At 34.8% G+C, this 24,500-nt stretch carries 19 protein-coding genes; 11 read left to right on the plus strand and 8 right to left on the minus strand.

From position 1 onward, the window contains the following. Window positions 1–41: 41 nt before the first annotated feature. The 5 genes from AACZ49_RS16190 to AACZ49_RS16210 all read right to left on the minus strand — a co-directional run bounded on the left by AACZ49_RS16190 (window position 42) and on the right by AACZ49_RS16210 (window position 6,121). A complete protein-coding gene (locus AACZ49_RS16190; protein WP_339657042.1) occupies window positions 42–1,226 on the minus strand; it encodes an acetate kinase in 1,185 nt (394 codons plus the stop codon). A gap of 12 nt (window positions 1,227–1,238) precedes the next feature. Next, window positions 1,239–3,332, minus strand: a complete 2,094-nt coding sequence (pta, locus tag AACZ49_RS16195; protein WP_339657044.1) for a phosphate acetyltransferase — start codon at window positions 3,330–3,332, stop codon at window positions 1,239–1,241. A gap of 204 nt (window positions 3,333–3,536) precedes the next feature. Next, window positions 3,537–4,514, minus strand: coding sequence for an MlaD family protein (locus AACZ49_RS16200; RefSeq protein ID WP_339657046.1), 978 nt, complete (start codon window positions 4,512–4,514; stop codon window positions 3,537–3,539). A gap of 4 nt (window positions 4,515–4,518) precedes the next feature. Then, a complete protein-coding gene (locus AACZ49_RS16205) occupies window positions 4,519–5,316 on the minus strand; it encodes an ATP-binding cassette domain-containing protein (RefSeq protein ID WP_339657048.1) in 798 nt (265 codons plus the stop codon). Window position 5,317: 1 nt separating this feature from the next. After that, a complete protein-coding gene (locus tag AACZ49_RS16210; RefSeq protein WP_339657050.1) occupies window positions 5,318–6,121 on the minus strand; it encodes an ABC transporter permease in 804 nt (267 codons plus the stop codon). Window positions 6,122–6,243: 122 nt separating this feature from the next. Between AACZ49_RS16210 and AACZ49_RS16215 the strand changes: the two genes are divergently transcribed. The 9 genes from AACZ49_RS16215 to AACZ49_RS16255 all read left to right on the plus strand — a co-directional run bounded on the left by AACZ49_RS16215 (window position 6,244) and on the right by AACZ49_RS16255 (window position 17,262). Then, entirely contained in the window at window positions 6,244–7,008 is a 765-nt protein-coding gene (locus AACZ49_RS16215; protein ID WP_339657052.1) for a TIGR00730 family Rossman fold protein, read from the plus strand. A 175-nt stretch (window positions 7,009–7,183) separates the two neighbouring features. Next, entirely contained in the window at window positions 7,184–8,125 is a 942-nt protein-coding gene (locus AACZ49_RS16220; RefSeq protein WP_339657054.1) for a L,D-transpeptidase, read from the plus strand. Window positions 8,126–8,221: 96 nt separating this feature from the next. Then, a complete protein-coding gene (locus AACZ49_RS16225; RefSeq protein WP_339657056.1) occupies window positions 8,222–8,620 on the plus strand; it encodes a hypothetical protein in 399 nt (132 codons plus the stop codon). 78 nt (window positions 8,621–8,698) lie between these two features. Further along, a complete protein-coding gene (locus AACZ49_RS16230) occupies window positions 8,699–13,036 on the plus strand; it encodes a CusA/CzcA family heavy metal efflux RND transporter (RefSeq protein WP_339657058.1) in 4,338 nt (1,445 codons plus the stop codon). 10 nt (window positions 13,037–13,046) lie between these two features. Continuing rightward, window positions 13,047–14,189 carry an efflux RND transporter periplasmic adaptor subunit gene (locus AACZ49_RS16235; RefSeq protein ID WP_339657060.1) on the plus strand — a complete coding sequence of 381 codons (1,143 nt, stop codon included), beginning with the start codon at window positions 13,047–13,049 and terminating at the stop codon, window positions 14,187–14,189. 99 nt (window positions 14,190–14,288) lie between these two features. Next, window positions 14,289–14,729 carry a thioredoxin family protein gene (locus AACZ49_RS16240; protein WP_339657062.1) on the plus strand — a complete coding sequence of 147 codons (441 nt, stop codon included), beginning with the start codon at window positions 14,289–14,291 and terminating at the stop codon, window positions 14,727–14,729. A 1-nt stretch (window position 14,730) separates the two neighbouring features. Continuing rightward, entirely contained in the window at window positions 14,731–15,711 is a 981-nt protein-coding gene (locus AACZ49_RS16245) for an FAD:protein FMN transferase (RefSeq protein ID WP_339657064.1), read from the plus strand. After that, window positions 15,708–15,920: a DUF4266 domain-containing protein gene (locus AACZ49_RS16250; protein WP_339657066.1), complete on the plus strand. Its 213-nt coding sequence runs from the start codon at window positions 15,708–15,710 to the stop codon at window positions 15,918–15,920. Before AACZ49_RS16245 ends, AACZ49_RS16250 begins: the two co-directional genes overlap by 4 nt. A 16-nt stretch (window positions 15,921–15,936) precedes the next feature. Next, a complete protein-coding gene (locus tag AACZ49_RS16255) occupies window positions 15,937–17,262 on the plus strand; it encodes a DUF3570 domain-containing protein (protein WP_339657068.1) in 1,326 nt (441 codons plus the stop codon). Window positions 17,263–17,586: 324 nt separating this feature from the next. Here the strand turns inward: AACZ49_RS16255 and AACZ49_RS16260 are convergent, their stop codons facing one another. The 3 genes from AACZ49_RS16260 to AACZ49_RS16270 form a co-directional block, all read right to left on the minus strand. Further along, complete coding sequence (locus tag AACZ49_RS16260) at window positions 17,587–19,791, minus strand: molybdopterin cofactor-binding domain-containing protein (protein ID WP_339657070.1); 2,205 nt, start codon at window positions 19,789–19,791, stop codon at window positions 17,587–17,589. A 52-nt stretch (window positions 19,792–19,843) separates the two neighbouring features. Next, a complete protein-coding gene (locus tag AACZ49_RS16265) occupies window positions 19,844–20,308 on the minus strand; it encodes a (2Fe-2S)-binding protein (protein ID WP_339657072.1) in 465 nt (154 codons plus the stop codon). A gap of 153 nt (window positions 20,309–20,461) precedes the next feature. Continuing rightward, window positions 20,462–20,914, minus strand: coding sequence for a PA2169 family four-helix-bundle protein (locus AACZ49_RS16270; RefSeq protein WP_339657073.1), 453 nt, complete (start codon window positions 20,912–20,914; stop codon window positions 20,462–20,464). Window positions 20,915–21,455: 541 nt separating this feature from the next. Here AACZ49_RS16270 and AACZ49_RS16275 point away from each other — a divergent pair. Continuing rightward, the gene (locus AACZ49_RS16275; RefSeq protein ID WP_339657074.1) at window positions 21,456–22,682 is read left to right on the plus strand and encodes a cell envelope biogenesis protein OmpA; all 1,227 of its coding nucleotides are present in this window, start codon (window positions 21,456–21,458) and stop codon (window positions 22,680–22,682) included. Between the two features lie 67 nt (window positions 22,683–22,749). Then, window positions 22,750–24,438: a PorP/SprF family type IX secretion system membrane protein gene (locus AACZ49_RS16280; RefSeq protein WP_339657076.1), complete on the plus strand. Its 1,689-nt coding sequence runs from the start codon at window positions 22,750–22,752 to the stop codon at window positions 24,436–24,438. Window positions 24,439–24,500: the final 62 nt, after the last annotated feature.

Consider the following 24,500-nt stretch of genomic DNA (forward strand, 5'->3'; position numbering starts at 1 on the left):
TTTTCTTGATGATTCCTATTTAATATAATATTTCATGCCATCTAGGTTAATAAGGCGAACACTTGATTTGCAATTTCTAATTCTTCATTCGTAGGTATTACTAATATTTTGACCTTAGTTTCTATTGCGTTTACTTCTCGAATAGTCGATGATTTTAAATCATTTTTAGCATCATCTAAATGAATATTAAAAAAGTCCATATCCTTGCAAACTAGTTTGCGCATTAAACTTGAATTCTCACCAATACCCGCTGTGAATATGATTGCATCTAAACCGTTCAAAGCTGCAATATATGCCCCAATATATTTTTTAATTCGGTAAGCGTTCATTTCCAAAGCTAAAATACAGCTGGCATTACCTTTATTGGCTTCGCTTTCAATATCACGTAAATCATTAAAACCGGTAAGACCAAGCATACCACTCTTTTTATTCAAGAGTTCATTTACCTCGTCTAAACTATAGCCTAAAGTATTTATCATATAAAAGATAATAGCATGGTCAATATCCCCGCTTCTAGAACCCATTACGAGTCCGTTTGATGGGGCAAAACCCATACTATGATCTATACTTTTTCCATTTTTAACTGCAGTAATACTGCATCCGTTTCCTAGATGAATAGAAATGAGTTTGGCATTTTTATTTCTTAAGTATTCTGATGCTTTCTTAGAAACGTATTTGTGACTAGTGCCATGAAACCCATAAGCCTGAATTCCTTCATCATCATAAAATTTATTAGGTATAGCATATTTTTTTGCTTTTACAGGTACCGTTGCGTGAAAGGCAGTATCAAACACCGCTATTTGCTTTGCAGAATTAAATAATTTTTCAGCCATTTCAATTCCTACAAGATTGGCAGGATTATGTAAAGGTGCTAAAGAAGAGAATAGTTTAATTTTATTCTTAACTTCATTGTTTATTAAAGTAGTTTCAGTTAATGCGTTGCCACCATGTACCACGCGATGCCCAATGGCATCAATTTCTTTAGTACTATTAAGAACTCCTTTATCAGAATCAAGTAATAGTGCAGTTATTCTTTCGAGACCTTCTTTATGATTTTTGATTTCGCAGATTCTTTCAATTTTATAATCTTGGGATTTAAATGTTGAAATAGCTTCGGTACTACCAATACGCTCTATCATGCCAGCACAAATAACTTGAGCTGAAGGCATTTCCAAAAGTTGATATTTTATGGAAGAACTGCCAGAATTGATAATTAAAATATTCATAAAAATAGTTTTTTAAAGACCCTGTGCCTGAATTGCGGTGATTATGACTGTATTAAAAATATCATCTACGGTACAGCCACGACTTAAATCATTTACGGGTTTATTAAGGCCTTGTAGCATTGGGCCGATTGCTAAAGCTCCAGTTTCCCTTTGTACAGCCTTGTATGTATTATTTCCTGTATTTAAATCAGGAAATATAAAAACGCTTGCCTGTCCTGCTACCTCAGAATCTGGTAATTTACTGAGTCCGACTTTGGTATCAACCGCTGCATCGTATTGAATAGGACCCTCTACTTTAAGGTTTGGTCTTTTTTCCTTTATGATTTCGGTGGCCTTTCGTACCCTATCAACATCTTCCCCCACACCAGAGGCACCAGAGGAATAAGAGAGCATGGCAATTTTTGGCTCTATACCAAAAGCAGTACTTGTGGCTGCTGATGAAATAGCTATTTCAGACAATTGTTCTGCAGTTGGGTTCGGATTTATGGCACAATCTCCAAAAACGGTTACTCTATTAGGTAAACACATAAAGAAAATTGAAGATACTATAGAGACATCAGGTCTAGTTTTAATAAATTGAAGTGCGGGTCGTATCGTATGTTGTGTCGTGTGTACAGCCCCTGACACCATTCCATCTGCATGGCCTTTGTATACCATCATAGTGCCATAATAAGAAACATCTTCCATTAAATCTTTGGCCATGGTCAAATTCACATTTTTATGCTTTCGTAATTCAAATAATGTAGTTGCATATTCAAGAAATTGGTCGGATGTTGTAGGGTCAATAATCTCAATATCATTGAGGTCTAAATCGATATCCAATTCTGTTATTTTGGCTTTAATCTGATCTCTATTTCCTAGTAAGGTTAAGGATACGGCATCAGCATCGATTAACTTTTTAGTGGCTAAAAGAATTCGCTCATCCAACCCTTCAGGTAATACGATATGTTTTTTAGCAGATTTGGCTTTTTGAAGCAAATTATATTGAAACATTCTAGGTGTAATACCTTTTGCTTTAAACGTAATTAACCGTTCAGACAATTCTTTTGTTGGAACATGTTTTTCAAATTCTTGAATGGAAGTAATTATTTTCTCTTTGTTCTCGGCGTAAATACGTGGTCTAATAGTTCCAATTTTATTAGTCACCGAATAAGTGCCACCTTCTACTGAAAGAATTGGAATAATACCTGATAGACCTTCTATTAATTTAATGATAGACGCTTCAGGAATAAGTCCGCCGGTGAGAACAATACCAGAAAGATTGGGGTAATTGGTAGAAATATTGGCTTGTAAGGCGCCCAAAATTATATCTGCCCGATCTCCTGGTGTAATCACCAAGCTTTCTTTTTTTAAATGAGTTAAATAATTACGTAACTGCATGGCACCAACACTAAAACTACCAACCTGATTATTGATAAAATCTACACCAAAAAGAATTTTAGCATCTAATTCTTGGGCAATTTCCTTTACTGTTGGGCTACCTAAAATAGTATTGATGGGAATTGTAGCGACCAACACATTGCTAGGTAGTTTTTCCTTAAGTCCATTTGTGACTATATCTATATTTTCAGCTTGTACTTTATTTGCTATAATTAGCAAAACTTCAACACCTTTCTCCATAAACGAGTCGTAGGCCATGTAAAGGTTGCCTAAAAGTTCATCTAAGGACTTATTTTTCCCACTAGCCAAAATAATGGCAGGTATACCTAAATTTTTAGCAATTAGTACATTGATATCCCATTCTATAATAGCACCTTCTCCAGAGAAATCGGTGCCTTCTACAAGAACAAAATCGTAGCGATTTTCAATAGTCTTGTATTTATGAATGATATGGCCAACAATTTCATCGTCTTTGTCCTCGTTTTTTAATTGCACCACTTGGCTACGTGTATAAGCATAAGCTTCTTCAGGTTTCATGTCTACATTGAAGTAACTTAAAACCGTATCGATATGGTTGTCTGTTTTTCCTTTTGAAACGTCATCTATTATAGGTCTGAAATAGCCTACTTTGGCAGTTTTACCCAATAAAAGTTGCATAAGGCCCAAGGAAACAATGGATTTTCCACTATTAGGTTCAGTTGTTACAATATATATAGCTTTACTCACGTATTTAGAGTTATGGGTGTTTAATAAATTAATGGAATTAATTAGTGTTAAGACTTGATGTAGCTTTATTCAATGATAAAGATTTGAAGTTCGCGAAAATTTTGAAGTAAATGTAATTTAAACATATAAAAAGGTGATGCGTTATAAGGCTTAGGCCATTTTAAAATATAAAATTGGGTTTATTTAGGTTTCGATGTATTACGTTTAATTTTTATTTTTATTTTCCTTTTTCTCTAATTTTCTAAAATAACCCCTTGTAAGAAAATTGTGTTTTAAGGCTTCCATGTTCTCATTGAAACGAGCTGTTCCTTGTTCTATGTTTTGCATACTACGTTCTAGTTGGTTAACAAATAAAGAGTCTTTGGTAAAATAGTTTATAGCCCCATTTCCTTCATTTATTCCACCAATAATTGAATTAAGGTTTTGTGACATTTTTTCTATTTCAATAGCGGTTGTCTCAAGATGTTCAATAACATTTTTCATTTTGCCACCAGTAATAGTATCGCTTAATAAAACACCGGCAGTGCTCTCTTCAAAATTCAATTTCTTTGCCATTTTGTTCAATTCGATTATGGTAACACTTGCACTGTTACTCGCGTTTTTAAGATTTAGAATAGTTTTCTGCAAGTCATTCGACATTATTGTGTCGTTGAGTAATTTACCCAAGGTTCCCTTACCTTGGTTGAGGGCTTGGGTTATCTTTAGTAGGTCAGCCGTTAATAAAGCAGCATTTTCATTGGTCACATTTAATGTGCTCATCATATCTTGTGTACCTATTTTGTTTGAAGATTGTAATTCGTCTCCAGCACTGATGAGAGAACTTGTTCCTTTCCCAGGAATAATATTGATAATCATGCTACCGACCAATCCATTGGTTCCAATACTAGCAATAGCATCTTTTTTAATGTGGTTTCGCATTTCATCCTCTATAATCATTCGCACCCTGATCGTGGTATCATTTATCATTTCAATGCTATTAACCGTGCCCACATTAATTCCGGAAAAACGAACATTATTTCCATTTTGAAGTCCGGTTGCATTTTTAAAAACGGCACTAACTTCAAAAGTTTTAGTGAACATATTTTGTCGGTTACCTATAAGGTATGCAGCAAAGAGTAGCAAGGTAATTCCTAATACTACGAAAATACCCAACCTTAAATTTTCCAATTTTGTTTTAGACATAATATTATTTTTTAAAGAATGCTTCTACTTTTGGGTCTGTTGATGCTGATAACTCAGAATATGTTCCTTCAGCATAATTTATGCCATCGACCAAAAGAATCATTCGCTCAGAAATTACTCGTGCACAGTCCACATCATGAGTAATGATTAAAGAACTTGTTCCATATTTCCTTTGAATGCTCCGCATCAATTCAATAATCTCTTTAGCCGTAATTGGGTCTAGCCCACTAGTTGGCTCATCGTATAAGATTATTTTTGGTTTCAAAATTAATGTTCGCGCCAACGCAATGCGTCTTTTCATACCTCCTGAAAGCTCTTCAGGCATTAAATCCATGGTATGGCCCAAACCTACATTTTCCAATGCTTCCATCACAAGTGGTGTGGTGTCTTGAAAAATACCCAATTTCTCTTTGTGTCTTCGCATGGGGAATTCTAAATTCTCGCGAACGGTCATAGAATCATATAAGGCGCTACCTTGAAAAAGAAAACCAATATCTGAACGTAGATCATCCAAAGTTTGACGGTCCAAAGTGGATATTTCTTTTCCCATCACCTCTATATAACCACTATCAGGGGACATCAAACCTACCAAGCATTTTATCATAACAGATTTTCCAGAACCCGATTTGCCCATGACCACTAGATTTTCACCTTCATAAAGTATCATGTTAAAACCGTTCAACACATGGTTGTCACCAAAACTTTTAGTGGCATCTTTAATACGAATGACGGCTTTTCGCTCTGTACCATTATTCGATTTTTGAAAATTTTTGGTCTGTATGTTGGTTATATCTTTTTCCATATTATAGTTCATAGAAAATATCAGAAATAAAGACGGCTATAAAATCTACAACAAATAACAATAGTGATGCCATTACCACAGCAGTATTGGCAGCAATACCTACACCTGCCGTACCTTTCTTGCTATTAAAGCCTTTAAAACATCCAACTAATCCGATTACAAATCCAAAAAAGAAAGTTTTTACAGTGGCAGGTACCAAATCTCCAAAACTTAGTGCATCAAAAACCGTATTGAAATAGAGTTGAAAAGATACTTGTCCTTTTATATTTTCAACCAAAGCAGAACCGAGAAGTGCAATTAAGTCTCCAAAGACTACCAAAATAGGAATCATTAAGGTTGTTGCTAAAATTCGGGTTACAACTAAATATTTAAAAGGGTTGGTGCCTGAAACCTCCATTGCGTCAATTTGTTCGGTAACCTTCATCGAACCTAGTTCGGCGCCAATGCCAGAGGCAATACGACCAGCACAAATTAAGGCCGTAATAACCGGTCCTATTTCCCTGACAATAGAGATACCAACCATATTGGGCATCATTGATACTGCCCCGAATTGAATCATTGTAGGTCTAGATTGCAATGTAAGTACCAAACCGATAATAAAACCTGTCATACAGACAAGTATTAATGACCGGTTACCCATTTGATAGCATTGGCGTAAAAGCTCCTTGAACTCGAAAGGAGCCGTAAAGATCTCTTTGAAAAAGCGTCCCGAGAAATTAGACAGTTCTCCAATCTGTATAAAGAATTGTTTTATTCGCACGACCATTTTCGATTTTGCAAATACAGTATTTATGCTATCGGCCATGCTCAAAAGTAATTTGAAACTACTACTTTAAAAATGACCAATATCATGAAAGTATTATGAGAATTGTCATTTTAACAGGATTAGGTTTAGTCTACATTTATCGTTGAACAATTGAATATAAGATGCAAGACGAATCAAAAAGGAATTTAAATTCCTTTTATCTAAGCGAGGAACGTGATTTTTTAGATGGACCAAGAAGCCGATTTGAGGAACTTTGGTTTACTATTAAAGTACAATACCATTTTATACGAGCCTTTCGAAAACTTCATTTCATTGGTCCTTGTGTAACGGTATTTGGATCAGCGAGATTTGACGAAGAAAATGAGAATTACAAAATGGCCGAAGAAGTTGGTAAGGCACTTTCAAAAATGGGTTTTGCAGTTATGACCGGTGGTGGTCCTGGCATTATGGAAGCCGCAAATAAAGGTGCATATCTTAATAATGGTTATTCGGTTGGATGCAATATTATATTGCCATTTGAACAGAAGCCCAATCCATATCTCCATAAATGGATAAATATCCCTTATTTCTTCGTGCGTAAGTTTTTGCTGTTGAAATATTCATATGCTTTTGTGGTGATGCCTGGAGGTATAGGAACATTGGACGAGCTTTTTGAGGCCTTAACCTTAATACAAACAAAGATGATTCATCACTTTCCGGTCGTTCTTTTCGGTAAGGAATACCATAAAGAGCTGTACGATCATATAAAAATGATGAGCGAAAGAGAAAGTATTTCTAAAGAAGATATGAATTTATTGTTTTTGACCGATTCTGTGGACGAAATGCAGGAACATCTTAAAGAACATGCTGTAAAAAGATTTGGGCTTATTGAAAAAAAAATGGAAACGAAATGGTGGTTTGGTGAAACCAGATATAAAAGAGCATGACTACGGTCATTCTTTTCTATAAGGTGGCTAATTATATTTATACCATTATAATAGTTATAGTTAAGTGAAAATTATCCATTTTAAAATTTGGTTTATTAGTATAGATAGGAAGAACAAGTTTAACCAAAAAATTGAAATGAAAATATAATGTATAAGTGTAAAAATGGAATACTGAATGATTAAAAAGACACCCTACCTTTATTCATCTATTATGGTCACAGTCTTTCTTTATATTTCATGCAATTTTAGTAATCCTTTAAGCATAGAAAAAGAACAGACCAAAATTGGTACTACACCTCATATTAAAGAGGTGCCAAGCCATAAACAATTTATAGTGACCAAGAATGTTAGGATTGGAACGTATTTTGAATTCATGGATTCTGTAGTAAGTAAATACGATTCGGTAGTACCATATGAATTAACTGAGCATCTTTTGGTTAATAATAATCCTTGGATTATAGAAACACTGGCAAATACTGATTATTATAGAATGATGGCGCGCGATTCATTTGTTTATGATCAAAGGCAAATGATAGTACTTCCAAAAGGAAGCCAATTAAATATTCCAGATTCTCTAAGTGCCAGTAAGTTGCTGAACAATTTTTTTAACACTGAATTAGACATTAATATTCCGGAATATAAATTAAGGATTTTTCAAGATTCGATATTGTTATATACTTTTCCAATTAGGGTAGGTCAATATAGGGAGCGATATTTAAAATTTGGAGATCGAGTCACTGACTTAAGAACCAAAACGGGAATAGGTAGTATTGTGAAACATATTAAGCATCCAGATTTTTATAATCCTGTAGATGGCAAACGTTTTTATGTAACTCGAAGAGATGATGGTAAAACGACAATGATGCCCCAAATACCTTGGATAGAAACTGAAATTAATAATGTTAGAAATGGTCAAATGATACACCCGACGACAAATCCTAAAACATTAGGAAAGGCATATTCAAATGGTTGTATCGGAGTAGGGGAAGCTGATGCTTGGATAGTTTATTATTATGCACCATTAGGTACTAAGCTTATAATAAGATATGATTTAGAGACTTATGATGAGGGTAAAGTGATTTCCGTACTTAGAGATATATATAATTTAAAGGATTGAAAATGTTTATGAAATGTAAAAAAAACTAGATGTAGTTTTATTTATGATTTAAGTTTTAAATAGGTCGTATTAATAATTTTATTTAATTTTACCATTGTGTATAAACTGTTTTCCATACTAATATCTTCGCTCATTTTGTTGCAAAGTTTTGGTGTGCACTATGATGATATTATTCAGTTAGATGAATTAATTGAACATGCAGAATTTCACAAGGCTCAATATGGCGATAATATTATCGTTTTTCTTTCCAAACATTATGGAGACTTAAAGTTAGAGCATCAAAGAGACCATCAAGAAGAAAAGAAAGATCATGAAAAATTGCCTTTTAATCATAGCAGCTCAATAACTTCGGTTGCTGATATGGTTATAAATCCTTTTAAAACTGAATTAAATCAATTCGAGGTAATAGATTTTAATGTTTTAAATTTTCACTATCAGGCACCTACCTCCTCTCTGCATACAAAGAGTATTTTACAGCCACCCCGCATTTCATAATACAGTCGATTTTTTAAATTTTTAAGTTCTATTTCATAAAATCGAAGTAGGGCGTTTAACATTGATTTATATGAAAATATGCTATCACATATCATTAATTTTAGTTTAAGGAATAAGCTTATTATTCTATTATTTACCGTATTTATTATTGGATACGGTTTATATTCTCTATCACAGATTCCCATTGGGGCGGTACCAGATGTGACGAATAACCAAGTGCAGGTAATTACGACGTCACGTAATCTTTCTACTCAAGATATGGAGCAATTTATCACCTATCCTGTGGAGTTGGAAATGGCAAACTTACCCGGGGTTAAGGAAATTCGTTCAGTATCAAAGTTTGGCTTATCGGTAGTCACTATAGTGTTTGAAGATGATTTAGGAACGTATTTGCCAAGACAGCTCATTGCCGAAAAAATAGCATCGGCTTCGGAAAAAATACCATCAGGTTTTGGCACTCCACAAATGGGACCTATAACTACGGGTTTGGGGGAGATTTATCAATATATACTTGAGGTCGAACCAGAGTATAAAGATGATTATACCACAAACGAATTAAGAACGATCCAAGATTGGATTGTTAAGCGACAATTGTCTGGCATACCTGGTGTTGTAGAGGTCAATACATGGGGCGGATTTTTAAAGCAATATGAGGTTGCCATAAATACTCAGAAGCTAAATGCCATGAATATTACTTCGAGCGATGTATTTAAGGCATTGGAAAGTAATAATAGTGTTTCTGGCGGCGGTTATATAGAAAAGGTAAATCAAGCATACTTTATTCGTGGAGAAGGATTGGTTTCATCGCTAGAAGACATTCGAAATATCGTCATCAAGAATAAAGATGGTATCCCTATTTATATTAAAGATATAGCAATTGTTGATTTCGGTAGTGCAATAAGATTTGGAGCAATTACCGGAAATGGGGAGGGAGAAAAAGTTTTAGGGCAAGTAATGATGCTTAAAGATGCGAACTCTAAAAAAGTAATCGAAGCGGTTAAAGAACGAGTTGCTGAAATTTCGAAGTCATTACCTCAAGGTGTTTACATTAATCCGTTTTTAGAACGAAGTGAACTTATTGCTAAAACGACTTTCACGGTAACCGAAAATTTAGTCCTAGGATGTTTGATCGTAATTTTCGTGGTCGTATTACTGTTAGGTAATTTTAGATCAGGTTTGGTAGTGGCTTCAGTAATTCCCTTGTGTTTACTTTTTGCTTTATCGTTGATGTATATTTTCGGAGTAGACGCCAATTTAATGAGTTTGGGGGCTATAGATTTCGGGATTATCATTGACGGCGCTGTAATTATTGTAGAATTCATTGCCTTCGAAATAACCAGAAAACAGCATGAAATAAATAACCTAGGCAAATTAGAAAAGCAAAATCTTAAGGATGAGATTACTTTTAATGGAGCTTCAAAAATGATGAATTCTGCCATTTTTGGACAGCTGATCATTTTAATCGTATTTATACCTATTCTGTCTTTGAGCGGAGTAGAAGGCAAAATGTTCAAGCCCATGGCATTGACTTTTAGTTTTGCTTTAATCGGGGCAATGATATTTTGTTTTACGTATGTACCTGTTGCTGCTTCAATTTTCTTAAAGCCTTCAAAAGAATCAAATAAGAATATTTCGGTTCGTTTAATGAAATGGTTGAACAGTAAATATGAACCGATTATTCATTGGGCATTACAAAGTAAAAAACTGGTTTTGGCTATTGCGTCAATTTTACTTTTATGTTCTATTTTCCTTTATACAACGATGGGTGGAGAGTTTGTGCCCACTTTAGATGAGGGTGATTTTGTAATACAGCCTGTTTTAAAAACAGGAACATCGTTAAGTAAGACCGTAGAGATAACTACCGAAATTGAAAAAATACTTCTCAAGAATTTTCCAGAGGTACAACAAGTAGTTACTAGAATTGGCGCTGCCGAGGTACCGACGGATCCTATGTCTATGGAAGAGAGTGATGTAATTATCAAACTTGCCCCAAAAGATGAATGGACAAGTGCTGCTTCCAAAGATGAGTTGGCAGATAAATTCAAAGAGGCATTAGCTGTAATACCAGGTATGGAAGTAGAGTTTACCCAGCCTATAGAAATGCGGTTCAATGAATTAATTACCGGTGTACGGGCAGATATCGCCATTAAGATTTTTGGTCCTGATTTAGATGTGCTCGCTAAAAAAGGCAACGAGATCGGGGCATTGATAAAGAATGTGGAAGGCGCTGCAGATATAATTGTGGAGAAAATTGCCGGTTTACCTGAAATGAGCGTTAATTATGACCGTGCTAAAATTGCCAGATTCGGATTGAACATTCAAGAATTGAACGATATGGTTTCCATGGGTTTTGCAGGCAAAACCGCTGGCAGTATTTTTGAAGGAGAAAAACGTTTTGATCTTGTAGTTCGCTTAGATAAGGCAAAGCGACAAGATATCGATGACCTCAAAAATTTATATGTAGACCTGCCAACTGGTGGTAAAGTACCATTGAGTGAATTGGCAGATATCAGTTATAAAAAAGGCGCAGCAAAAATATCTAGAGATGATACGAAGAGACGAACTGTAGTGGGTGTAAATGTGCGTAACCGAGATTTACAATCAGTTGTAGACGACATTCAAAAACTGATAGATGAAAATGTGAAGTTACCCGTAGGATATACCATTACCTATGGTGGGCAATTTGAAAATTTACAGAGCGCTAGTGACCGACTTTTAATAGCGGTGCCTATTGCATTGATTCTCATTTTCATACTGTTATATTTTGCTTTCAAATCTGTAAAAGAGGCGCTTATGATTTATTCTGCTATTCCTTTAGCGGCAGTTGGTGGCGTTTTATTGTTATGGCTTAGAGGTTTGCCGTTCAGTATTTCTGCAGGGGTAGGTTTCATAGCACTCTTTGGTATTGCCGTATTAAATGGAATTGTATTAATAGAACATTTTAAGGAATTGAAAAATCATGAGTTTAACAGTATGGAAGATTTGATAAAGCAGGGTACTAAGGATCGTTTACGTGCTGTATTATTAACGGCATCTGCAGCCGCACTAGGGTTTTTACCCATGGCTATATCTACAAATGCTGGGGCAGAAGTTCAACGACCGTTGGCAACAGTGGTAATAGGAGGTTTGTTTACCGCAACTATATTAACCTTGGTGGTTTTACCTGTACTATATTCTATGTTTGAAAGTCATGATAATTCAAGAAAACCAATTCCTAAAACAACTTTGAAAAATGGTCTTGCGTTTATAGCGCTACTAATATCTATTGGTGTGTCGGCACAAGAATCAAAAAGTAAAAATCTTGACGAATTAATACCCTTAGCGATTGAAAATAATATGGGTTTAAAAGCAGGTAAATTAAAAGTTGACGAATCTAAATCGATGATCAATAGTGCCTTTAATTTTAACAAAACCCATGTGTATTATGAATACGATGAAAATAATCTTGCTATAAACAATGTACCGTTAAAAGTATTTGGAGTGCAGCAAGATTTTCGTTTCCCAACAGCCTATTTTTCTGAAAAGAGAGTGAATAGGGTTAAGAATAATTTGGTGCAGAGTGAGTATGATATTCAAAGTAAGGCAATTACAAAAGAAGTTACGGTGGGGTATTATGACTATCAAATTGCACGTGAAAAAGTTAGGGTTTATAAAAGGTTAGATAGTTTGTACGCTAACTTTTCATCTGTCGCAGCTAGAAAATTCGAATTGGGAGAAACTAATTATTTGGAAAAAATTACAGCTGCTTCAAAACAGCGAAAAATAAATCTAGATTATCAACAAGCCATTCAGCACGTATCAATGGCATATGCTAATTTAATGCGAACAATACAGGTATTGGATAGTTTGGTTCTATCTGAAGAACTGGATCTTAAAATTGAATTAAAGGATATAATTGTCGACGCCACTCCTGAGATTGAATATTATGAAAATAACATGCAATTGATGGCGGCAGAGAGTAATTTAGAAAAACAACAATTACTGCCCGATATTAGCTTAACGTATTTTCAAGGTACAAATTCAGAATTGAACGATAATCTTTTAGGATATCAATTAGGATTAAAAATTCCTTTACTTTTTAGTGGACAAGCGGCTAGAATTAAAGCCTCTAAAATTGCTAAAGAAAGAGCCGTAACCGAGTCTATAGCTTATAAGGTTCAAATAAAGTCAAAACAAGAAATCTTGTTGCAACAGTTAGCACAGATTCAAAGTTCACTGAATTATTATGAGAATGAAGGTGCGGAGCTATCCGATGAAATATTGAAAACCGCTCAAATTAGTTTTAAAAATGGTGAAATTGATTTCTACCAATATATACAAAGTTTAGAGAGTGCCTATGACATTAAATTAGGCTATCTAGACAAGTTGAAAGAGTACAATGAAACAGTAACGGACATTAATTTCTTAACCTTCTAAATACTACATCATGCAAAAAAACATATATATAATAATAATCCTTTTTATTTTCGCCATCGTTTTAAGTTGTGGGGATAAAGAAAAGCAAACCATAGAGAGTGGAGCGTCTGATGTTAACACAGATGATCGTATTCAAGTTACGCAAGAACAATTTGACCAAAATAGTATGAGTTTAGGGCAAATTAAAGAAAGTGAATTCCCTATTATGGTAACCACATCAGGTATGATCGATGTACCACCAGAGAATAGGGCAGTAGTTAGTGCCACAATGGGTGGTTATATTAAAACAACACCTTTGTTAATAGGCGATACAGTTCGAAAAGGTCAATTGTTGGTTACTATAGAAAATCCGGAGTTCGTGGCTATGCAGCAAGAATATATGGAGATAAATGGACAATTAGGTTATTTGAAGGCAGAGTTTGATCGTCAGCAAACAATGGTTGCTGAAAATATATCTTCTAAGAAAAGTTTTCTAAAAGCAGAGAGCGATTATAAATCGGCGGTGGCAAAATACAATGGGCTAAGAAAGCAATTGAGCATGTTGAATATAGTGACAGAGCAAGTTGAAAATGGTATTATAAGCTCTGTGGCATCTATTTATGCGCCTATTGATGGCAGCATTACAGAGGTTAATGTAACACGAGGAACATTTGTTTCACCTTCTTTTTCAATTATGGAGATAATTAATAATGACCATATTCATTTAGAATTATCTGTTTTTGAAAAGGATATTATGAAAGTTAAAAAAGGGCAAGAGGTAGAATTTAGAATTCCCGAAGCTTCTACAGAAATTTACAAGGCAGAAGTACATTTGGTAGGTACCTCAATTGACGAAAATAGAACAATTAAGGTGCATGCTCATTTAGAAAATGAAGAGGCCAATAATTTTCTGACAGGAATGTTTGTTGAGGCAAATATTATTATCGATTCCTCAACTCAAATGGCACTGCCTACAGCTGCTATTGGGGTAATTGATGACCAATCATATGTGCTTCTTTTAGATGAAGTAAAGGACAATAATTATTATTTTAAACAGGTACCCGTGAAGATCCAAGGTAGTTATCAGAATATGACCGCTTTGGACAAAACGACAATTTTTAAGCAAGGAACACAATTATTAACCAAAGGTGCGTTTAGCTTGATAGGCGAGTAAGTGGAATAATATTTTTTTATTTTAAGAAAATAATGAGATTTTAAAAGATAAGAAATGGAATAGTAATTGACTTAGTTTAAGTCTATTTAATAAAAAGCTATGAAAAAGTATATATTGTTAGTGTTGTTTATAGCAACAGGAATGGTTTCATCTTTTGCACAAGAATGGCAAACCGATTTTAATACCGCAAAAGAAATGGCGAGATCAAAAGACCTACCTATTGTTTTAATTTTTCAAGGTTCAGATTGGTGTGCACCTTGTATTAAACTCGATAGGGAAGTTTGGTCTACGGATGAATTTAAAGCCTATGCTAAAAATCATTATGTAATGTTGCAGGCAGATTTTCCTAGAAGAAAAAATAATGCATTATCTCCTGAACAAACAGATAAGAACAAAGATTTAGCGGAAAAATATAACAAGAATGGAATATTTCCTTTTGTGGTGGTCATGAATAGTAATGGTGAGGTTTATGGCGAAACGAGTTATAAAAAGCTAGCTCCAAAAGATTATATAAATGAAATGAATTCATTCATAAAATAGTGTGAAGAACGTATTATTTATTTTAACATTGTTTTCTGTTGGTATACTATTTTCCCAGGAGACTTATAAACGTACCCTAAAATTAATGGGTAGTCGTTTCGATATTACGGTCGTTGCTAAAGATCTTGTTGATGCAAACAAACACATAGATTTGGTTATCAATGAGATATCAAGAATAGAACAACTTATATCTTCGTGGGATCCAAACTCACAAACATCAGAGATTAATAGAAATGCCGGCATTAAACCTGTGAAAGTTGATCGTGAATTATTCGATTTAATACAGCGAGGAATAGGTATTTCTAAATTGACCGATGGTGCTTTTGATATAAGTTATGCCTCTATGGACAAGATTTGGAAGTTCGACGGTTCTATGACCGAAATGCCTTCAGTAGATTCTATTAATGCTTCTGTGTCAAAAGTTGGGTACCATAAAATAATTTTGGATAAAGAAAACAATACTGTTTTTTTGAAACTGAAAGGAATGAAAATTGGATTTGGTGCAATAGGTAAAGGATATGCTGCAGACAAAGCAAAAGATTTATTGATTTCTAAAGGAGTGGTAGCCGGTATCATAAATGCATCTGGAGATATGAATACCTGGGGTAAACAACCAGACGGTACCGAATGGAAAGTTGCCATTACCAATCCAATGGATAAAAATAAAGTATTCGCGCTACTGCCCATAAATAATGGAGCTGTGGTTACTTCAGGTAATTACGAGAAGTATGTTACATTCAAGAATGTGCGCTATACGCATATCATAGACCCGCGTACTGGGTATCCTGCTACAGGAATTATCAGTGTTACCATATTTGCTCCAAAAGCAGAATTGGCAGATGCTTTGGCAACATCTGTATTTGTAATGGGTATAGAGGTAGGCTTAAACCGAATTGAGCAATTACCACAAGTTGAATGTATAATTATTGATGATGAAGGAAATATCATCACATCCAAGAATATAGAAATAGAGAGATCATGATAAAGAAGATTTTAATTTTTGCTTTGATAGCTGCTTCATTTAGTAGCTGTACCGTCTTGAAGGAATACGAGAAAATAAACATTAACGATCCAGATATGGTTTTGCAGGATAAGAAAGTTGATCGTAATGTAACTACAATGCATTCGTATAGAGAAGCTGCGGCTGGTGCAAATGGAGGTAAAACGGGTGGCGGCTGCGGCTGTAATTAATAAGGTGATAATCAATATGAAAATATTAAAAAAAGCATGCTTTATTGTCATAATATTCTTTTTTTCTGCTAGTTATGCGCAACAAAGTCAAGATTCTGTTAGTGCCTATAAAAAGCGTGTATTAGAGACAGTCGAGATAGACTTTCTCACGAGTTATTATGGACAAAATGGAGATAATGCAGCCGTTAGCGGTGGTGTTGGAACAGAAGAATTAACAGATGTAACAGGAACCTTTGTAGTTTCTATTCCGTTGAACGATGATGATGTTTTAACGATTGATGCGGGTGTATCTGCGTATACATCTGCGTCGTCTAGTAATGTTGACCCCTTTGATGGTGGACAGCCAGCCGACCCTTTTGTAGCAAGTTCTGGCGCATCTAGTTCAGATACTTGGGCAAATTTATCTGGCTCCTTCGGTCATAGTTCTGATGATAGAAATACCATTGTTTCAGGTAAACTATCTGTTTCATCTGAATATGATTATTTCTCATTGGGTTTTGGTGGTGGTTTAACCAAACTGTTCAACGAGAAAAATACGGAGGTAAGTGTAAATGCCAACGTGTATCTAGATAAGTGGAATTCGATATATCCGTCGGAGCTTAGACCTTTTGCCAATGGTGCCAATGGTTTAGCTAATGGCTTTTTTTTAAATAAAACAATAAACGGAAATGCTAACTACAGTCCAATTTTCGATAAATTTTCTGATGAAACAAGAAATTCGTATTCTCTAGGATTTGGTTTTTCTCAAATTCTGAGTAAAAACTTACAAGGTTCTTTGGTCTTAGATTTTGTTCAACAGCAAGGACTATTGTCTACTCCTTTTCAACGTGTGTATTTTGCTGATGTAGCAGATTCTTTTATTGAGAATTTTCAATTGGCAGATGCCATAGAACGATTGCCAGAAACTCGTTTTAAAGTAGCAGCAGGTGGACGATTGCATTGGTATATTAATGAAACAGTTGTAGTACGAACATTCTATCGCTATTATTACGACGATTGGGGTATAAATTCGCATACGGGAAGTATAGAGGTACCCATAAAACTTTCAGATAAATTTACGGTATATCCTTCTTATAGACATTACCAACAATCTGCAGCGGATTATTTTAATGGCTATGAAGAAGCCTTATCGACCGATTTGTATTACACTTCAGATTATGATTTGTCTAAATATTCAGCAAATCAATTTGGGATGGGAGTATCCTATACAGATATATTTACAAAAATGCACATTTGGAAACTCGGACTTAAAAGTATTGACTTAAAGTTTTATAAATACGATAGAGATACAACTTTTAGTTCAAGTATTATTACAGCAGGTTTTAAGTTCGTTTTAGACTAAGAATTGTACATTGAAATATAATATAAGTAGGTCATTTGACCTGCTTTTTTTTATGTTTCAAAACGTTTTATAAAAATAAAATTATTGGAGAAAGCTTTTCCTGAATTGACTTCATCGGAAATTGGCAAACAGAAACTATATAAAATAGAACCTTTCTATAAAAAGGATATTACTTAAGAAATATTTGAAAAACAACTTGATAATTCAAGAGTTACTTTAGAATTTAACAAGAGATGTACTAATTATAGTTTATAACATTTTTATATAAATAAAAACGCCGGAAGATATTTTCCGGCGCTTTCGTTTTACAATAGCATAAGGGCATTATCCTATTACAGATTTTTCTGTAATAAAAGGTTGATTGTAATGTCTTTGTCCTGTTGCCCTGTATAGTGCATTTGCTAAAGCACCTATAACTGGAGGGAGCGAAGGTTCTCCCAATCCTGTAGGGTCAATGCCATTATTTACAAAAAAGCTTTCTATTTCTTTAGGTGCTTCTTTATGCCGTATTAAGCGATACGTGTCAAAATTAGTGTGTTGAGGTTTACCATCTTCAAAGGTCATCTCACTATAAGTTGCATGACCAATACCATCAATGATACCGCCTTCAATTTGATTTTTTGCTGCCATAGGGTTAATCACAATACCACAATCGACCGCACACCATACCTTGTTCACTTTAGGTGGTGTTACATCTGTTGAAAGATCGAGTACCTGTGCAACATAAGAATTATGGCAATAGTACGATGAAACACCTCTAGCTGTACCATTTTTTTGATTACCATCCCAACCAGATTTTTCTCTTACCAATTTAAGAACACCTGCATAACGTTCTGGGTCGTAGTCATTATTTTTTGGATCGCCTACGGGGTCTTTTATTGCCCTGTCAAATAATTCAAGTCTAAATTCTATAGGATCTTTACCTGCTGCTTCTGCAACTTCATCTAAAAAGGCTTGTTCGGCACCCGCTATAAAGTTAGATCGTGGTGCACGCCATGCGCCGGTAGTAATATTGGTTTCTAAAGTGAATTTTTCCGCTAAATAATTATCTACGGCACCGGCAGGGAATCTATTTTCAAAAATTAGATCATCGTTTGATCCTGCACCTTTAACATGCCAAGCAATTAAATTACCTTCTTTGTCTAAACCAGCCTTGTATTTAACTTTATAGGTAGGTCTATAGGTTCCTTGTGTCATATCATCTTCACGAGTATACACCAACTTTATTGGGCTTTGCATTTTTTGTGAGATAACAGCTGCTTCTACACCAAATGTTCCATATAGTCTTCTACCAAAACCACCGCCCATTCGGGTCATTTTAATATCGATTTTTTCTACGGGCAAATCCAATCGGGATGCAAGTGTTTTTTCTAGAAACTCAGGAGTTTGAACTGGACCGTTCAAAATTGCTCTTTCGCCTGTCACGTCGGCATAAAAGTTCATGGGTTCCATAGTATTATGGGCTAGAAATGGACCGCTATATGTGCGCTCTATAATTTGAGCAGCTTTTTTAAATGCACCAGCTACATCACCATCTTTACGAGCTGGTTCTTTAGAGGAAGTATTTAGTAATTTTGTTACATCCTCTTCATGACCTGCTGAACTTTCTAAACTAGAAGTTTTTTCCCATTCAACATTCAATGCTTTTTTTGCCTGTAAACATTGCCAAGTAGTCTCACCTACAATAGCCACTAATTTAGCTATAGCACCACCATCTGACCATTGTCTTTCAACACCTTCCGGATACACATCGATTGGAAACACATCTTTTATACCTGGCATTGATTTTACAGATTCAACATCCATTGACTTATATTCCAAACCAAATGCAGGCGGATGAATTATCATGGCAATCAACATACCTTCCTCTTGAATGTCAATTCCGAATAAAGGCTTTCCGGTAACCAAATTTGGTCCGTCTACGTTTCTTCTATCCGTTCCTATGATAACAAAGTCTTTAATATCTTTTAAGGATACTTCTTCAGGTACTGTCATGGTAGCAGCCGAAGATGCCATTTCACCATAACCTGCAGATTTATTCGAAGCCTTATGGGTTATTATGCCAGCACCCGTTGTTATTTCCGATGCAGGAACTTGCCATGCTTCCGCAGCCGCGGCAATTAACATATGTCGAGCTGTTGCCCCGGCCATACGTAATCCTTGCCAACCGGCACGAATAGATTGGCTACCACCTGCAAGTTGTCTTTGAAATATATCTGTATTTAATGGAGCTTGCTCTACTATAACGTTATCCCAATCTGTGTCCAATTCCTCTGCCACGATCATAGGCATAGATGTTTTAACATTCTGGCCAATTTCTGGATTTGGTGACATGATAGTTACCATGCCATTTTCACCTATTTTCAGGAATCCATTTATTTCAAACCATTCTTTAGGAATATTATTTACTTGTTCCGGAGTTGGATTACAAGAAGCTAGCCAACTAAAGCCTATTACCATGCCACCACCTGCAAGGGCTGAGCTTTTAATAAAGGAACGTCTATTATATGTTGTTTTTATGAGTGTCATCTGTTTGTTTTTTAATAAAGTTTAAAATCTACAAAATTGTAGGCCACTTTTTTTACGCATTTGAAGTATTAGCAGCGGTTTTAATAGCTTTTTTAATTCGCGTATATGTACCACAACGACAAATATTACCATTCATAGCATTCTCGATCTCCACATCTGATGGATTAGGATTTTTCTTTAAAAATGCACTTGCATTCATTATCTGTCCTGCTTGGCAATAACCACATTGGTATACATCTTCTTCTATCCAAGCTTTTTGCACAGGATGGTCGCCGTTTTCAGATAAACCTTCAATTGTGGTTATTGTTTGTTCGCCTACTGCAGATACTGGTAATTGACAAGACCGAACTGCATTATCACCTAGATGTATGGTACAAGCACCGCATTGTGCAATACCACAACCAAACTTTGTTCCTACTAATTTTAAATGGTCTCTAAGTACCCAAAGCATGGGTGTAGTTGGATCTACGTCTATCTGTTCTGTTTTTCCATTAACTTTTAAACTGAAATTCGCCATTGGTTCTTGTTATTTAATTGATTCCCATGAAATTAGGAAATTTTTTATACTTATTAAGTGGATTTTTTCATAAAGTTTTAGAAATTTATAGAGTAATTAAGTCATTAAAAAGGCCCTTGTAATGAAAGGGCCTTTTTAATCCATATGACTATACTATTTATAATCTTCTAAAATTTCAGTTGTTTGTAAATCGGTATGCAGTTTTTCACGTTGTGCTCTAATAATTTCTTTTAATCTTGGTGGCATCATCGTTTCTATTAAAGCTTTGTCGTAATCTTCGATGGCAGATTTATCTCCTCTTACAGCCTCTTCTAGCATTGCTTCGTCATTATCTACAGCAAAAAATGCCTTTACATCCATCCATGTTCTATGTACTGCACCAGCAACGCTTCCATCAATAGCGACACTGCCCAAATCTAAATCTGGCACTGCAGCCCTAATTTCTCTTAAAAATTGCATTCTTTCAATAACTTTCTTTTCAAAGTATGTCTTAATACCAACTTGTTCAGAATTTTTTGATGCTTTTTCAAAACCTTTTATGGCATTCTCATTTTTAGTAACTAAATCTTTTAACCTATGTTCTATTTTCTCTATATCCTTATTCATAATAGTAAATTTTATGTAGACACTTGTACCTACTGTTAAACAATATTGATATTCCTAAGTTAAGTTTATTTCAATTGCTATGCATAACTATAATGAATAAGACTTTTGCTTGATTGATGATATTTTGATGTTGGTAGGTATACTATGCTATCGTCTGCCTTTTCGTTTATATTTTCATTGGATTGAGTCAAGGTTATCAGTGGTTAACTAGTATTTTCAAATAAATTATAAAACTAAAATAGTATGGGATTATTACCACTATTTGGGGTAGCGAAGATGCTCGTTCGAAGTAGGAAATTAAAATGGCCGCGGTAGGTTTGCAACTTGTCTATTTAGGATATACTTATATTTCTGATAAAAGAAAAAATAAGCAGGTATCTAAATAAGTTAAATATTTTTTTAAAACATTGTATTTTAATTACTTACGTTTAATTTTGAAGGCATTAGTTTACACATTGTTGTAAAACCTATGAATTTTTATTAATAACAGAACGAATCGGTTATTAGAACTTTGTGGTATTAACTCCCAAAATCTAATAACATGAACAATTCATTAAAATGCATCCTTTTGTTTGCCTGTATGGCGACCATGGGTTATGGCCAAGATTTGGCCTTCAATCATTCCTCTACTAATTTTCATGAGCGGAAAATTACCGAAGTTTCAAAACGAGCAGAAAATTACAAGAAGTTAAAATCTCTTGGGTATGCCGATAAAGAGATTTTCGAAGACTTAGGCAATGCTAACTTTTTAACTAAAAAGTATGAAAATGCATTGTACTGGTATGGTAAATTAATGGAAATTTCAGAAGATGGGTCTTTATCTAAGAGTTATCAAAAGAGATTTGACCATGCCGTAACCAAACTAGGTAAGCAAGTTCAAAACGAAATTGCCGATGAAAACTGGACCGAATTGGTCAAGGACGACTATAAAATGACGCAAACGGTTATACCTACTCGTATTACGTCGAACAATAGAAGTAAATTTTTACCTTGGGACAATGAAGAAGCTAGTGAAGAATTAGCTTCGAATCTTAAAAGTCCGTCCAAAACAATGGGTAGCTATTCTCAACCTGTAGCGCTTACAAATGGCGGTAATACTGCATATTTCAGTAAGACTACCTACCGTAAACCTGTAACAGGTGTTTTTTCGAAAAGAAAAGAAGTACATAAAATTTACAAGGCCGATAAGATAGCCGGTGAATGGAAAAAAATTACTGAGTTGCCTATTTGTCCTGGCGATTATTCGGCAAAACATCCAGCAGTTTCAGCAGATGGTAGCCGTTTATTCTTTGCTTCAAACATGCCTGGTACTTTCGGTGAATACGATATATATGTCGCGACAATTCAAAAAAACGGAGCATTGGGTACCGCTAAGAATCTTGGAGAAAAAGTAAACTCCGCCAAGAATGATTTACACCCAAACCCAGTAGCTAATGGTACGCTTGTTTTTGCTTCAGAAGGCAGAGAAGGTTTTGGTGGCCTAGACGTATTTATGGTAGAAGTAGGGCAGAGAAAGGTTGGCCTAGCTGTAAATATGGGAAATACAATTAACAGTTCTTTTGATGAATATTCAGTAAACCTATTACAAGGTAATGGATCTGGCTATGTAGTGTCAAATAGATTGGCCAAGGGTAAGAGTGCCCAAAATGTGGCATTTAATTTAAATGATAAGCCTATTAATGAAAAAGAAAGGGATGACCGCTTTTTAGAAGCTTTTAATACTGAAAGACAGACGCAGTATTCTAGTTCTGTTTTTGAAGATGAATAACCACCCATTATTCATTTCCCCCAATTAGTAAAAGACAATCATTCACTAATCATAAAATTCAATCGTTATGGAAAGTCCGTTAAAAATCAATAGTTTAATTATTGCATTACTTTTATTGGCCCTTGTCCAAACAGCTAATGGTCAAGAAACCAACACAAATTTAGGTTCTAGCAGTACCTATCATAATCAATTATTCTTCAATCGTTTTTTCATCAATCCTACTTTTTCATTGGTGCGCGAAAACAAATCTTATTTGAACATATTACACAGAAATCAATATGCCACGTTCGATGATAATAGTCAAAACTACTTTTTAGGCTTTAGTAATAAATTAAATGACCATACCGCTGTCGGTATAGGAGTATACAGTCAATGGTCTGGTGTTGTGCAAGAATTTGGATTTAATGCCAATTATGCTTCTTCGGTACGTTTAGGTGAAAAATCTGTTTTAACCTTTGGTACGAACATTACCTATTTCAATCAAGGTTTAGATAAAAATAGAATAGTAACGAGTGAAGTAGACCCAGAAATTGCAGATTCTAGAAAAGAAAGTAAAATTGCGGTACAACCAGGTATTAATCTTTCTTTAGGTAAATTTGATTTTGGTTTTTACGCTGAAGACCTTTTAAAGTATAACCAAACTACAAATGATTTTTTAACCGATTTATCTACAAAAAGTGTTAAAGCATCGGTTCAGTATACGCATTCGTTCGAAAATTCTAGGGGTCTTTTTGAAAATGCCCGTTTAATGCCAATGGCGCAAGTAGGTCAAAATTTAGATGGTAGCTTATACTATTTTGGTTCTTTATTATTAGACATGCCAAACTACGGATGGCTGCAAACAACAGTAGATGAAGAGTACGGAGTAGCAGCTGGTATAGGTTTTAACTTAAGTGAAAAAATGTCGTTAGGTTATTTAATGGAAAAAGATTTTTCAACTGACGAGGCGAACTTAGGATGGAACCACGAAATTACTTTGGCATATAAATTTAAAGATGATGATTTAAATATTACAGTAGCAGACAATTCATCAGATAATCAAATAGACAATATTGTAAGAAATTATGAGGAGCAGATAGCTCATTTAATAGAGGAGCGCGATAATGCGAGAAAATCAAATCAAAAAAGAAAGCATGCCGATATAGCTGAAAATGATTTGGCTTACGAGAACAAAATTATATTAGACGAATTAATTCTGCGTCAAGACTCCATAGAAAATGAAAGAATTGCAGCTTTTGAAGAGCGTTTTGAGCTTATTGTTAGAATGTTGCGTAATGATATTGATACTACGATAAAAAGTTCATTACAAGACTTTAGTGTAGAGGAGAACACATCGTATGTATCTAATAAAGTAGACTTTGAGACAGAGCCAGCAGATGCCTTAACATCTTCTTCACCATCTTCCAGAAGAGATAATTTTAAAGAGTTGCCGGTTAAAATGCTAGTAGATTCTGATGTAATAGATATGAATTCTGGTTACTATGTAATTGCAAATGTATACAGTCAAACGAAGTACATGAATGCTTTCATGGCAGAGCTTAGAGAAAAAGGTTTAGATCCAAAACAGTTCTACAATAAAGAAAACGGTCTGTACTATGTATATTTAGCGGATTATGATTATAAAAATGATGCGCAAATGGCTGCAAGTACAGATTTAAATGGAAAATACATTCAAGAAAAGTGGATTATGCAAGTAAACGAAACTACGGCTACTGCATCAAATACTTTTGAGGATGATGATATACGTAGGGAATAGAGGTAACATTGAACCATTATTTTCTACGATTTTATGGTTGATTTGAATTGTCAATAAAGGAG

Origin of the sequence: uncultured Maribacter sp., from assembly GCF_963975365.1 — a bacterium.
Lineage (GTDB): Bacteria > Bacteroidota > Bacteroidia > Flavobacteriales > Flavobacteriaceae > Maribacter.